The sequence below is a fragment of the Polymorphum gilvum SL003B-26A1 genome (assembly GCF_000192745.1).
Lineage (GTDB): Bacteria > Pseudomonadota > Alphaproteobacteria > Rhizobiales > Stappiaceae > Polymorphum > Polymorphum gilvum.
Genome location: NC_015259.1, coordinates 3,273,162 through 3,285,961 on the forward strand (window position 1 = coordinate 3,273,162; position 12,800 = coordinate 3,285,961).

The window sequence follows — 12,800 nt, forward strand, 5'->3', positions numbered from 1 at the left end:
ATTCCTCGAAAATTTTAGGGCTTGTAAAGAAAGCTCAAGATGGACGGGTCGACCTTGCAGCGGGTCCGCGATCGCAGGATGCAGCTTGCGTTCCAGGCACATTGGCTGAAGGTCAGGGCGATCGCCGCGCCGAGCGGGCCGAGGAGCAGGCTCAGGGGCGCCAGCGCCGCGATGGCGATGCCGTTCACGACGGTCACGATCCTGAGATAATAGCGTTCGTCGCCGGTCATCTCCATCAGCTGCGACGTCGATCCGGACAGGGCGTTGACCAGGTACCCCACCGACAGAACGATCAGCACCCAGTAATAGGCTGCGTAGCCCGTGCCGAACAGCTCCAGCAGCCGGTCGCCGGCGAGGACGAAGACGAGGAAGACGGCCAGCGTCGGCAGGGTCAGCCCGACCGAGACATGGGCGCACAGGCGCTGGAGGTCGTCGCGGTCGCCGCGATGATAGGTGCGCGCGATCATCGGCGCGGCGATCATGTTCGCCGCCATCAGGAACAGGTTGAGCAGCATCGACAGGCGCAGGGCGGCGAAGAACGGTCCGGTCGCCTCCGGGGTGAGGACGAGCCCCAGCACGACGACGGCGAGGTTCGGCGCGGCGGTGCGGATGAAGCTGCTGGCCCACAGCCCCCACATGGCATGCCGCCAGGTCGGGCGGTCGGACGTATCGGCGGGGCCCGCGAACAGGGCTGCGGGGCGGGTGACCGGATGGGCGAGGGCCTGGCCGGCGACAACGGCGGCGAGCACGCCGGCGGTGAGCCAGAGCCCGCCCGCCGCGTCCAGCTTCGGCAGCAGCCCGAGCGCGGCACCGAGCGCCAGCAGGATGACGCCGGCGCGCCACAGGATGTCGCGCGGTCCGAGCGACAGCAGCATGCCGCCGAAGGCGCGCAAGACATGCGCCTGGTATTCGGCAAGGCCGAGGACCAGCGTGAAGACGCCGGCGGCGACCAGGTAGCCGCGCGCCGCCAGCCCCGGCCAGAGCAGCCCCGTCACCACGGTGGCGAGCCCGAGGAGGCCGCAGCCGAGCGCAACCAGCCGGTAGCCGTCGCGCACCACGCCGGCAAGCTTCTGCCGGTCGCCGTCATGGTCGTAGACCGGGGCGAAGCGCAGCACCAGCATGCGCTGGCCGAAGCTGCCGGCGACGGCGAGCAGGGTCGCCAGCGAGAAGCCGAAGCCGAAGCGGCCGAAATCCTCCGCGCTCATCGCGCGGGCGAGGACCAGGAACATCAGGAACGACAGGCCGGCGGCGCCGACCTTGATGACCAGCGCGGCGAGCCCGCCGCGGGCGAGCTTCCTGGCCAGGTCGTCGCCGAGCAGGCGGTCGAGCAGGCGGCGGGTGCGGGTCATGGCGGCGGCAATCACGGCAGGTCCGCCTCCGCGCTGCGGCGCGCGCCGCCAAGGCCGAGGCGGCCGGCGAGGCTCGTCGCGGCCAGCGCGTCGAGCACGCCCTGGCGGAAATGCGCCTCGTCGAAGCGGCGCGCATGGGCGACGAGGACGGCCGGATCGAAGGCGGCCGCGCCGGCCGCCTCGAAGCGCTCGATCGCGCCGATCAGCCCCTCGACGCTCTGGTCGGGGAACAGCAGGCCGGTCTTGCCGTCGACGACCGTGTCCAGCGCCCCGCCCCTGGCGTAGGCGATGACCGGGCGGCCCGAGGCCATGACCTCGACCGGCACGATGCCGAAATCCTCCTCGCCCGGAAACACCAGGGCGCGGCAGCGGGCCATGTGATGCTTCAGGGTTTCGAAGGGGACCTTGCCGAGGAAGGTGATGGTGTCCTTCGCGGTCCGCTTCAGCGCCGCGACCGCCTTGTCCGGGCCACCGATGACGACGAGCTTGCGGCCGGTGCGATTGAACGCCTCGATGACGATGTCGGGGCGCTTGTAGGAGACCAGTTCGCCCGCCCACAGGTAGTGGTCGCCGATCTCGCCGGGCGGCACCGGCGCGAAGTCGTCGACGGCGACCGGCGGATGCACGATGCGCGCGCTCCGGCGCCAGTATTTCTCGATCCGGTTGGCGACGTGATGCGAGTTGGCAAGAAAGGCGTCGACACGCGCCGCCGAGGTGACGTCCCACTGGCGCAGGCGATGGGCGAGCAGCGGCATCGCCAGCCGGGTCAGACGTCCGGCGCCGGCCTTGTAGATGTGATACTGGTCCCACAGATAGCGCATCGGCGAGTGGCAGTAGCACAAGTGCGGCACGCCAGGCGGCACGATCACGCCCTTGGCCGGTCCCGCCTCGCTGGAAATGACCAGATCGTAGCCGGCGAGGTCCAGTTCCTCGAGCGCCAGCGGCATCAGCGGCAGGTAGTTCTGGTAGAGCTTGTGCGCCCTGGGCAGGCGCGAGACGAAGGTGGTGCGGATGTCGTGGCGGGCGATGGTGTCGCTGATCTGCGCGCGATCGACGACATGGGTGTAGATGTCGGCGCCCGGGAACATCCGGCACAGGGCCTCGACGACGCGCTCACCGCCGCGCATGCCGACCAGCCAGTAATGGACGATGGCGACCTTCAGCCCCTGTCCGCCCGCCACGGGAGCGCTCGACGCGACCGGCGCCGCTTCCTGCCGGGCGGCGGTCACGAGAACCGCCCCTGGGGCGCTGCCGCCTTCCACTCCGCGATGGCCTTGTCCAGGTCGGTCTCGTAGCGGTAGCCGACGTCGACCAGCGTCTGCGGCACGATGTTGGTGGAGACCACCAGCTTGCGGATGCGTTCGCGGTTGATGCCGTTCCTGACGCCAAGCGCGTCGAGCAGCTCGAACGGCAGGCTGGCGAGGTTGAGCAGCGCGAGCGGCACGGTGCCGCGCGGGCGCGGCAGGCCGCCGACGCGGCCGAAGCTGTCGCAGATCTGCTCGATCGTGTAGGGGGTCGGATAGCAGAAGTTGTAGAGCGTGAAAGGCTCGTTGCGGCTCAGCATGAAATCCATGGAGCGCACCAGTTCGCCGACATAGCCGCAGGCCTTGACCGTGTCCTTGCGGCCGGGGAAGAAGAACATGCCCTTCTTCAGCGCGCCGGCCAGGCGGGTGAAGTTGCCCTTCTCGCCGGTGCCGAAGATGACCGCCGGGCGTACGATGACCAGCTGGCGCGCCGGATCGGCCTCCTGCCAGCGCTGATGCACCCGCTCGCCGAGCAGCTTGGACCAGCCGTAGGCGGACTTCGGCGTCGGCTCGGTCGCCTCCGATTTCGCCGTCTCCTCGGGACCGTAGACGGCGATCGAACTGGTGAACAGCAGCCGGCCGGCGCCGGCTTGCGCGGCATAGGCGCAGATGTTGACCGCGCCAGTCACGTTGGTCTCGTAATATTCGTGGGTGTCGTGGCCGGGCGTGCGGTGCACGGCGGCGAGGTTATAGACCTCGTCGACACCGGGGCACAGATCGGCCGGGATCTTGTCGCGCACGTCGATGCGCCGGTAGCTCACGCCCTCGACCGCGCGCTCCGGCTCGGCGATGTCGGCGCTGACCAGGAGGTCGTAGGCGCCGCTCCGGCCCAGTTCGGTCAGAAGATGGGTGCCGATAAAGCCGGCCCCCCCGAAGACAACCGCCCGTCTCATGAAAATCGCCCCATTCGCAATCGATCGGCAGGCACCCGAAATGCCGTGCGGTGCCCCCCTTGCCCGTCGATCCTACAGAGGCTTACCGCATTGCACCAGCGCGCGTTCACATCTTGGTAAACATGACGTCGGCGCTCAGGTTGCAGGATCTCGAAACCACGCGCGTCACACCGCGCGCATCAGGCCCGACAGCGGTCGCAGCGCCCCGGTGTCCGGGAAGACCGTCTCGGCAAGGGTCCGCTCGCCGAGACCCAGGTGCTCGTGGAGCAGCCCCTTGAACAGGGCGCGGACATCGAGCGTCGGCTGCAGGTCGCGACCCTCGTACAATGCCCGGTCCGACAGGCCCGGCCAGTCGGCCAGCACCCGGCCGCCGTCGACCGCGCCGCCGGCGAGGATCGCCACGGTGCCGACGCCGTGGTCGGTGCCCGAGCCGTTGAGCCGCACGGTACGGCCGAATTCGGTCATGACCAGGATCGCCGTCTGGTCCCAGACCGGCGCCAGGCTTTCCACCAGATCGGCGAGCACGGCATCGAGCCGCGCCAGCTGGCCGACGAAGCGCGGGTCGAAGGGCTCGCCGTCGACATGGGTATCCCAGCCGACGAGATCCATGGCGCCGAGACGCGGCCCGGCCGGGTCGCGCAGCAGGCGGCCGACGGCGGCGGCGGTCATGCGCGCAGCCGCGTCCGCGCCCTTCCTCGCGCCGATGTCGGCTTCCATCGCCTTTTCCATCGCCGCCTCGCCGCCGGTGATCTCGTCGAGCTTCAGCGCGCCTTCGAAGGTTCTGAGCAGGGCCGGATCGGTGTGGCGATAGAGATCGAGCAGGCGCATGCGGATGTCGTCGCCCGCGGGGGCGAAGCCCGGCGGCATCCAGGACAAGACCTGTGCCTCGCCGCGCAGCAGCAGCGGCACCTGGGCGCCGACCGCCAGGCCGCGCAGCGGCGGCAGCGCCTCGCCGCGCGGCAGGGCGGCGAGCGCCCGGTTGAGCCAGCCCGAGCGCGATTGGCCGGCGCCGGCAAGGCCGGATTCAAGCACGTCCTGGGCGTCGAAATGCGACCGCTTCCAGTAGGGCGTCGACACGGCATGGGCGATCAGCGCCTCGCCGGCCCGGAACAGCCGCGCCAGCGTCGGCAGCGCCGGATGCAGGACGAAGAAGCCGTCGAGCGGCAGGCCGCGGGCCGGGTCGTCGGCCGACAGCACGGCCTCGCCGCGCAGCCGGCGATAGTCCGGATCGCCGAGCGGGGCGACCGCGCCGAGGCCGTCCATGCCGCCGCGCAGATTGACGACCAGCAGGCGCGGATCGCGTCCCGGTGCGGCCGCGGCGAGACGCGGCTGGAAGGCCCAGGTGACCAGGGCGGCGGTGCCGGCCAGGACCTGGCGCCGCGAATAGTCGCACAGTCCCATGTCGCCTATCTCCTCTGAAAGCCGGGGCTCATCACCAGCATGACGAAAGCCTGCCGGCGCGATTCGGCGCGACGCAGCGCCAGCCGCGTGTCGGGATCGTAGGCCGCGCCCAGAATGTCGCGGCCGTAGGCGTCCATGTCATCGGGCAGGTCGACGATCCCGGCCATCATCTCGGCCCAGTCGAGCCGTTCCAGCAGCGCACCCGGCGCGAGCCAGGCCTCGGCCTCGTCGGGCCAGCCGGCCGGCGACGGCGGCACCCAGGTCGGCTGGCCGAACACCTCCAGCATGCGCAGGATCTGCCGATCCTTGGGGACGGCGCCGGAGGCGCGCAGGGTGGCGACCAGGAAGTCGTAGGGCGCGGTCAGCACCGGCCGCTCCGGCCGCCACAGCTCGGGGGCTGCGACCAGCGCCCGGGTCAAGGCGCCCAGATCGCCGCCGGAGCCGAGATAGACGCCGGCGAGCCGGTCGACAAGGTCGCCCGCCGGCACGCGCCCCAGGAAATGGCGCACCAGCTTGACTGACAGGAAGCGGGCGGTCGAGGGATGATGCGCCAGGTCGCGCAGCACGGCGAGGCCCTTGGCCTCGCCCGCCTGGCCGTAGACGCGGCCGAGCACTGTCGGTGCGCCGGGCTCGTGGCGCGCCGGCCTGAAGAGAAAGGCGCCGGGCCTGTCGCCCTTCGCTCCCTCGAAGCCCCAGCCGGTCAGCACGCGGGCGAAGTCGGTGACGTCCGCCTGGGAGTAGCCGCCGTCGACGCCGAGCGTGTGGAGCTCGAGGATCTCGCGGGCGAGGTTCTCGTTGAGGCTCTTGCCGGTCCTCTGCCCGGCCCTGGAATTGGGACCGACCGAGCGGTCGTTGTCGAGATAGCTCAGCATCGCCGGGTGGCGCATGGCGGCGACCAGCATGTCCTCGAAGCGGCCGAGCACGTGCGGGCGGATCACCTCGCGCTCGAACTGGCCGGCGAGCAGGCGGACAACCTGCCCCGCGTTGGCGGCGATGCACAGGTGATTGGACCAGAAGGCGACGAGGCGCTCGAGAAGCGGGCGGGCGGTCGCGGTCGCGCGCCGGATCCGGGCAAGAACCTCTGCGCGGTAGATCTCCTGCAGCGGGTTCGGACCCAGTTGCTCGCGCTCCGCCTCGCCCCGTTCGGCGCCCTTGAGCTGCGTCGACGCGCGGAACGCCTTGCGTTCGTCGCGATAATCGAAGAACCGGCGCATGACGGCGCTGCGGTCGGGCAGGTCGGCGTCGTCGAGTAGTGCTGCGTCGGGATGCTCGAGTTCGGCGAGCACGCTGGCGCGCGGATCGGTTGCCCGAGCGGCGATCTCGCCCGGTTGGGCACCGTAGCCGAAGCGCCTGGTCGCCACAACGGCATCCATGTCCCTGCTTGCGTCGTCCCTGCTCGAGTCCGTGGTCATGACACGTGCCCCTCACAAAACGGATGGATGGAGGCGTCTCGATCGAGTGCCGGGCCGGACGGAGTGGCCGGGCCGGGTCAAAAATCAATGGTTACGGCACCCCGGATGCGGCGCCGGAACTGGTTAACAATGTATCTTTTTCTAAGGCTTTTTCGCGGCAGGCGAAAGCCTCTTTTGGGGGGACACCCCCTGCCGGTCTGGCGCAGGGCCGGACCGGCAGGGGGTGTCCCCTTCTGGTGATTTTGTCATGCGATGATGGTTTGAGCCTTGAGGTAGGCGATGACGTCGTCGGCGACGGCTTCGGGGTCGCGGCCGACGGTGTTCAGGACGAGTTCGGCGGCCTCGGGGGGCTCGTAGGGGCTGTCGATGCCGGTGAAGTTGGCGATCTCGCCGCGGTCGGCCTTGGCGTAGAGGCCCTTGGGGTCGCGCCTCCTGCATTCGGCGATCGGGGTGTCGACGAAGATCTCGACGAAGGCGCCGTCGGGCAGCAGCGCGCGTGCCATCTGCCGCTCGGAGCGGAACGGCGAGATGAAGGACACCAGCGTGATCAGCCCGGCGTCGGCGAACAGCCTGGCCACCTCGGCGACCCGGCGGATGTTCTCGACCCGGTCGGCGTCGGTGAAGCCGAGGTCGCGGTTGAGGCCGTGGCGGATGTTGTCGCCGTCGAGCGTGTAGGTGTGCCGGCCCTCGGCGTGCAGCTTCTTCTCCACGATCGAGGCGACGGTCGACTTGCCCGAGCCCGACAGGCCGGTGAACCACAGCACCGCCGGCTTCTGGCCGAGCGCCTCGGCGCGCGCCTGCCTGTCGACGTCGAGCGCCTGCCAGTGGATGTTGCTCGCCCGTCTGAGCGCGAACCACACCATGCCCGCCCCCACCGTGGCGTTGGTCAGCCGGTCGATCAGGATGAAGGCGCCGGTCGTCCGGTTGGCCTCGTAGGGGTCGAAGGCGACCGGCGCGGCGAGGCCCAAGTTGCAGAAGGCGATCTCGTTCAGCCCCAGCGTCTTGGCCGCCACGTGCTCGAACGAGGTGACGTTGATCTTGTGCTTGATCTCCGTCACCGTCGCCGTCACCGTCTTGGTGCCGATCTTCATCAGGTACGAGCGGCCCGGCAGCAGCGCCTCCTCGGCCATCCAGATGACATGCGCCGCCATCTGGTCGGCGACGTCGGGACGCGCCTCGGGCGCGCACAGCACGTCACCGCGCGAGATGTCGATCTCGTCGGCGAGCGTCACCGTCACCGCCTGGCCGGCGCCCGCCGCGCGCGCCTCGCCCGCCGGCGTCAGGATGCGCGCCACCGTCGAGCCCTTGCCCGAGCCGGCGACCACCAGCGGGTCGCCGACCGCGATGCGGCCGCCCGCGATCGTGCCGGAAAAGCCGCGGAAGTCGAGGTTCGGCCGGTTCACCCACTGCACCGGCAGGCGGAACGGCCGCTCGCCGGCGTCGCTGCCGACGTCGACCGTCTCCAGGTGCTCCAGCAGCGTCGGCCCGCCGTACCAGGCCATCGCCTCGCTGCGCGCCGTGACGTTGTCGCCGTAGCGCGCCGACAGCGGGATCGCCACCAGGCTCTCGAAGTCGAAGCCGGCCGCGAAGCTGCGGAAGTCGGCCTCGATCGCCTCGAAGCGCGCCCGGTCGAAGCCGACCAGGTCGATCTTGTTGACCGCCAGCACCACGTGGCGGATGCCCAGAAGCGAGGCGATGAAGGCGTGCCGGCGCGTCTGCACCATCAGCCCGTGGCGCGCGTCGACCAGCAGCACGGCGAGATCCGCCGTCGACGCCCCGGTCGCCATGTTGCGCGTGTACTGCTCGTGGCCCGGCGTGTCGGCGACGATGAACTTGCGCTTGTCGGTGGCGAAGAAGCGGTAGGCGACGTCGATGGTGATGCCCTGCTCGCGCTCCGCCTCAAGCCCGTCGACCAGCAGCGCCAGGTCGATGTCGTCGCCGACCGTGCCGTGGCGGCGCGACTCCTTCTCGAGTGCGGCCAACTGGTCCTCGAAGATCAGCTTGGTGTCGTACAAAAGCCGGCCGATCAGCGTCGACTTGCCGTCGTCGACCGAGCCGCAGGTCAAAAACCGCAGCTGGTCCTTGCCCTCCTGCGCCCGGATGTAGTCGGCCACCGCCGCCGGCGCCGCCAGGGTGTCGGCAAGGGTCTCGGCCACGGTCTCGGCCACGGTCGCGGCCACGGTCTCGGTCTCGGCCATCAGAAATACCCCTCGCGCTTCTTCTTCTCCATCGAGGCGCCCTCGTCGTGGTCGATCAGCCGGCCCGAGCGCTCCGAGGTGCGCGCGATCAGCATCTCGCGCACGATCGCCGCCAGGCTGTCGGCCTCCGACTCGATCGCCCCGGTCAGCGGGTAGCAGCCGAGCGTGCGGAAGCGCACCATGCGCTCCTCCACCACCTCGCCCGGCTGGAGCGTCAGCCGCGCGTCGTCGACCATGATCAGCATGCCGTCGCGCCGCACCACCGGCCGGCGCGCCGCAAAATACAGCGGCACCATCGGGATGTTCTCGGTCAGGATGTATTGCCAGATGTCCAGCTCGGTCCAGTTCGACAGCGGGAACGCCCGGATCGACTCGCCCTTCGCGATGCGCGCGTTGTACAGGTTCCAAAGCTCCGGGCGCTGCGTCTTCGGGTCCCAGCCGTGATTGGCGGTCCTGAACGAGAACACCCGCTCCTTGGCCCGGCTCTTCTCCTCGTCGCGCCGCGCCCCGCCAAAGGCCGCGTCGAAGCCGTACTTGCTCAGCGCCTGCTTCAGCGCCTCCGTCTTCATCACATGCGTGTGCACCGAAGACCCGTGCTCGAACGGGTTGATCCCCGCCGCCAGCCCCTCCGGGTTGGTGTGCACGATCAGGTCCAGACCCAGACGCCGCGCCGTCTCGTCGCGGAACGAAATCATCTCCTTGAACTTCCACGTCGTGTCGACATGCAACAGCGGAAACGGCGGCTTGCCCGGCGCGAACGCCTTCATCGCAAGATGAAGCATCACCCCAGAATCCTTGCCGATCGAATACAGCATCACCGGATTGCGGAACTCCGCCGCAACCTCACGGAGAATGTGAATGCTCTCCGCCTCAAGACGGCGAAGATTGCTCAAACGATCAGACATGCCTGACCCTTCCAAACCGATAGTGACTGTCTTCTGCCCGGCCGGCGGCCGAGCCGGTCCGCCCTCACGCCACCAGGTCGATGAGGTCCTGGTCGCCGATGGCGATGAAATGGCGATTGACGAGGTCGTCGCGCCCCGGCACCGGCGGCAGCCGGTAGGCGAGTTCCTCGCGCGTGCCGGCCGCAAGCGCCCGCCCGCCGGCGGCGCGCAGCACGGCATGGCCGGCGGCGATGTCCCACTGCATGGTCGGCGACAGGCGCGGATAGACGTCCGCGCGACCGGCCGCCACCCAGCACAGCTTCAGCGACGAGCCGACCGACAGCAGTTCGGCGACCGGCAGCCGGTCGATCAGCGCGCTGGTCTCCTCGGACAGGTGCGAGCGGCTGGCGAGCACGCCGAGGCCGCCTTCCGGCCGGCGCCGAACGGCGATCGGCCGGCGCTCGACGACCGCCGCACCGGCGACGCGCCCGGACCAGGCGCCGGTCGCATCGCCCCAGTAGATCTCGCCGAGGGCGGGCGCCAGCACGACGCCGAGCACCGGCACGCCGTCCTCGACCAGGGCGATGTTGACGGTGAACTCGCCGTTGCGCTTGATGAACTCGCGCGTGCCGTCGAGCGGATCGACCAGGAAATACGGGCCGGACACCGGCGGAATGTCGCCGGCGGCGACCGCCTCCTCCGCGACCACCGGAACTTCCGGCGCAAGCGCGGCGAGACCGGCAAGGATCACCTTCTCGGCCGCCTCGTCTGCCTCGGTGACCGGCGAGCCGTCGGCCTTGGCTTCGGATCGGGCCGCGCCGGCGGTTTCGTAGACCGCCAGGATGGCCGTGCCGGCCTCGAGCGCGAGCGCGATCAGTGCCTCGGTCATGGCCAACGGCGATGCGCCCTCGCGCAGCTGGTTCAGCGATAGGATACTCAAAACAGTCCCTCTCGAAATATGAAACTACTTGGCCTGCCGAAACGAATGCTTGCGGCCGTCAAACAAGTCTCGCAGGCCGTCTTCAAATGCGTGCGGCAGTCTTGACGCAGTGCACAATCGCTGTCAAGGCGCCGCACAGCAACCAAGTCGCCCGGCGCGGCGGATTTTTAAAACACTGTTAATCCTGACGACCGGATTCGAAAACCGAACCCGGACGCATCCGGAGCGTCCACGGGCAGCCCCGACCGCGCATGCCGTGCCGCAGCGCGGATTCACGTTAACGGCAATAAGGCGCTTCTGCGACCCATTCATGGCGATTTTTGCCCATTGTCGCATTTGCAGTGCGCCGCAACATGTGTTACCAAATCCTTAAGCGGGCCGTACCGCTTTGACATTACTTTGATTAAAACGTTTTCGCATGACGCGTGCGAGGGACCAATGGTGGCCGGCAAGGCCAGACCGGGCCTAGTGTCGATTGGGGGCGTCAGGGTATGGTGCATGAGTATGTCGTAACGCAGCCGGCCTCGGAGACCGGGCGCGACCGGCGTAAACGGACCCTGTTCGGACGGTTCGCCGTCAACCGCCAGGCGCCAGGCGCTCTTGCCGCAGCCGCGCCGAGCGCATCCGAGGCATCCGAGGCATCCTATCGCCGTCCGCTGACAATCGGACGCAGCGTCGCGGGCAGCGCGCCCAAGGCGCCGCGCCTTCGGCCGGCGGTCAAACGAACCGTCGACATCGCCGGCAGCAGCGCCGGACTCGTCCTGCTCAGTCCGCTGCTGCTCGGCATCGCCGTCGCGGTCAAGGCCAGCAGCCGCGGTCCGGTGATCTTCCGCCAGGCCCGCTACGGCCTCGACGGCAAGCTGTTCTACACGCTGAAATTCCGCTCCATGTACGTCGATCGCCAGGACGCGTCGGGCGTCGCCCAGACGCGCAAGAACGATCCGCGCGTGACGCCGGTCGGCCGGTTCCTGCGCCAGTCGAACTTCGACGAACTGCCGCAGCTGTGGAACGTGCTGAAGGGCGACATGTCGCTGGTCGGGCCGCGGCCGCACGTGCCGGGGATGCTCGCCGCCGGCGTGCCCTACGAACAGTTCGACAGCGCCTACATGGACCGTCACAAGGTCAAGCCGGGCATTACGGGGCTTGCCCAGGTCAACGGCTTTCGCGGCGAAACGACGGAAGACTATGCTGCCCGGATGCGGCTCCACTACGACCTGCAATATGTCGCGGGCTATTCCAACCGGCTCGACCTGAAGATCCTGTTCCGCACCTTCTGGCAGGAATTTCTCGGCGGGAGCGGCTACTAGTCCCAGCTGCCCAAATCCAGCTGTCAGCCCAAGCGGCCGATCCGTCTGGGCGCGCGCCTTGGGCGTCTCAGGCGTTCGCGTCTCAGGCGTTCGGACGGGATCGGACCCGCCGATCGAGACAGACGCTCAGCCAGACGCTCAGACCGGGAACCGGCGACGGGCGGCCAAGGGCGTGGGGGCGGTGCGCGGCCGCTCGGGCTCGGCGTGACGGGACGAGCGCATCACCACGACCACCGTCATGACCATCAGCGTCAGCGGCCAAGCCAGCGACGTGACGACCGCCAGCAGCAACGTGACCGGCGAACTGCGGCCTGTATCGACCAGTTCGGCGCAGGAAAAGATCATGAACACGACGGCCACCACGCCATAGAGCGCAACGAGCAGAACACCCGCAACAAGGGCTGCTGTCATCGGTCGGCCTCCGTCGCATGACATGCGTCAATTCGCGTTAACGTTAGCATCAACCACGGCGATGGGAAAGCCGTCTCCGCACACGAACCACAGGCATTCGGCCACAGGCATTCGGCCAAGCGCCCGCGCGCCCTTCACTGACGCTGCGGCAGCCGCTTCGTATGTGCCGGTTCGTATATTCCGGTGTCCGCTTGTCCGCGGACCTGCCGACCCTCAAGGCGCTATCCGAGGCGTTATCCGGGGCGCTATCCGAACAGGGCCCTGCCGGCGAGGTAGAGGATGGTGCCGGAGACGCCGATCGCCCCCCAGAACAGCAGGTTCTTGACGACCAGCATCCGCAAGCGGCCGTGGCTGGCCGAGCGTCCCTGCCTCCAGCCGGCATCGGCCATCGGCAGCGAGGCCGATTTCTCCAGGTTCGAACAGGAGGTTACGCGATACATGGAACCCGACCAATTCCTTGAGAAAACATGGGTTCATCGATATCAGGCAAAGCCTAACAACTGTTAAACCTTTTCGCTTCAATGCGAAGCATCGCCCGATTTCGGTCCTGCGGACGGCCTGCCGGCAGGATGGCGCGGCGCCTGCTCCGCCGCCAGCAGTCGGGAACCGATGGGAAGATGTGGATTGGCTGGGGCGGGAGGATTCGAACCTCCGCATGGCGGTACCAAAAACCGCTGCCTTACCGCTTGGCTACGCCCCAA

11 protein-coding genes and 1 tRNA gene are annotated in these 12,800 nt (G+C 68.9%); 1 reads left to right on the forward strand and 11 read right to left on the reverse strand.

Features of this window, described 5'->3' with window-relative positions:
- Positions 1–14: 14 nt before the first annotated feature.
- The 8 genes from SL003B_RS15325 to cysQ all read right to left on the reverse strand — a co-directional run bounded on the left by SL003B_RS15325 (position 15) and on the right by cysQ (position 10,381).
- Positions 15–1,364 (reverse strand): lipopolysaccharide biosynthesis protein, encoded by a 1,350-nt coding sequence (locus SL003B_RS15325; protein ID WP_013653775.1) that lies wholly within the window; start codon positions 1,362–1,364, stop codon positions 15–17.
- Positions 1,361–2,578, reverse strand: a complete 1,218-nt coding sequence (locus tag SL003B_RS15330) for a glycosyltransferase (protein WP_013653776.1) — start codon at positions 2,576–2,578, stop codon at positions 1,361–1,363. The genes SL003B_RS15325 and SL003B_RS15330 overlap by 4 nt, the downstream gene beginning before the upstream one ends.
- Positions 2,575–3,546: an NAD-dependent epimerase/dehydratase family protein gene (locus tag SL003B_RS15335; RefSeq protein WP_013653777.1), complete on the reverse strand. Its 972-nt coding sequence runs from the start codon at positions 3,544–3,546 to the stop codon at positions 2,575–2,577. The genes SL003B_RS15330 and SL003B_RS15335 overlap by 4 nt, the downstream gene beginning before the upstream one ends.
- Positions 3,547–3,711: 165 nt before the next feature.
- Positions 3,712–4,947 (reverse strand): DUF1501 domain-containing protein, encoded by a 1,236-nt coding sequence (locus SL003B_RS15340; protein ID WP_013653778.1) that lies wholly within the window; start codon positions 4,945–4,947, stop codon positions 3,712–3,714.
- Between the two features lie 5 nt (positions 4,948–4,952).
- Positions 4,953–6,359 carry a DUF1800 domain-containing protein gene (locus SL003B_RS15345; protein WP_041375576.1) on the reverse strand — a complete coding sequence of 469 codons (1,407 nt, stop codon included), beginning with the start codon at positions 6,357–6,359 and terminating at the stop codon, positions 4,953–4,955.
- A gap of 245 nt (positions 6,360–6,604) precedes the next feature.
- Positions 6,605–8,557: a sulfate adenylyltransferase subunit CysN gene (gene cysN / locus SL003B_RS15350; RefSeq protein WP_013653445.1), complete on the reverse strand. Its 1,953-nt coding sequence runs from the start codon at positions 8,555–8,557 to the stop codon at positions 6,605–6,607.
- Positions 8,557–9,462 carry a sulfate adenylyltransferase subunit CysD gene (gene cysD, locus SL003B_RS15355; RefSeq protein WP_013653780.1) on the reverse strand — a complete coding sequence of 302 codons (906 nt, stop codon included), beginning with the start codon at positions 9,460–9,462 and terminating at the stop codon, positions 8,557–8,559. Before cysD ends, cysN begins: the two co-directional genes overlap by 1 nt.
- 64 nt (positions 9,463–9,526) lie before the next feature.
- On the reverse strand, positions 9,527–10,381 hold the full coding sequence (cysQ, locus tag SL003B_RS15360) for a 3'(2'),5'-bisphosphate nucleotidase CysQ (RefSeq protein WP_013653781.1): 855 nt from the start codon (positions 10,379–10,381) through the stop codon (positions 9,527–9,529).
- A 491-nt stretch (positions 10,382–10,872) separates the two neighbouring features.
- On the opposite strand from cysQ, the gene SL003B_RS15365 reads away from it, so the two are divergent.
- Complete coding sequence (locus SL003B_RS15365) at positions 10,873–11,688, forward strand: sugar transferase (protein WP_013653782.1); 816 nt, start codon at positions 10,873–10,875, stop codon at positions 11,686–11,688.
- 138 nt (positions 11,689–11,826) lie between these two features.
- Here SL003B_RS15365 and SL003B_RS15370 read toward each other — a convergent pair whose 3' ends face one another.
- The 3 genes from SL003B_RS15370 to SL003B_RS15380 all read right to left on the reverse strand — a co-directional run bounded on the left by SL003B_RS15370 (position 11,827) and on the right by SL003B_RS15380 (position 12,799).
- A complete protein-coding gene (locus tag SL003B_RS15370) occupies positions 11,827–12,099 on the reverse strand; it encodes a hypothetical protein (RefSeq protein ID WP_013653783.1) in 273 nt (90 codons plus the stop codon).
- 245 nt (positions 12,100–12,344) lie between these two features.
- Entirely contained in the window at positions 12,345–12,539 is a 195-nt protein-coding gene (locus tag SL003B_RS15375; RefSeq protein ID WP_041375578.1) for a hypothetical protein, read from the reverse strand.
- A 185-nt stretch (positions 12,540–12,724) separates the two neighbouring features.
- Positions 12,725–12,799: transfer RNA gene (locus SL003B_RS15380), tRNA-Gln, on the reverse strand.
- Position 12,800 lies beyond the last annotated feature (1 nt).

Bases quoted from the DNA above. Each gene is read 5' to 3' on its own strand.
- SL003B_RS15335 (WP_013653777.1), bottom strand. From the start codon at position 3,546: ATGAGACGGGCGGTTGTCTTCGGGGGGGCCGGCTTTATCGGCACCCAT.
- SL003B_RS15340 (WP_013653778.1), bottom strand. From the start codon at position 4,947: ATGGGACTGTGCGACTATTCGCGGCGCCAGGTCCTGGCCGGCACCGCC.
- SL003B_RS15345 (WP_041375576.1), bottom strand. From the start codon at position 6,359: ATGACCACGGACTCGAGCAGGGACGACGCAAGCAGGGACATGGATGCC.
- cysN (WP_013653445.1), bottom strand. From the start codon at position 8,557: ATGGCCGAGACCGAGACCGTGGCCGCGACCGTGGCCGAGACCGTGGCC.
- cysD (WP_013653780.1), bottom strand. From the start codon at position 9,462: ATGTCTGATCGTTTGAGCAATCTTCGCCGTCTTGAGGCGGAGAGCATT.
- SL003B_RS15365 (WP_013653782.1), top strand. From the start codon at position 10,873: ATGGTGCATGAGTATGTCGTAACGCAGCCGGCCTCGGAGACCGGGCGC.
- SL003B_RS15370 (WP_013653783.1), bottom strand. From the start codon at position 12,099: ATGACAGCAGCCCTTGTTGCGGGTGTTCTGCTCGTTGCGCTCTATGGC.
- SL003B_RS15375 (WP_041375578.1), bottom strand. From the start codon at position 12,539: ATGTATCGCGTAACCTCCTGTTCGAACCTGGAGAAATCGGCCTCGCTG.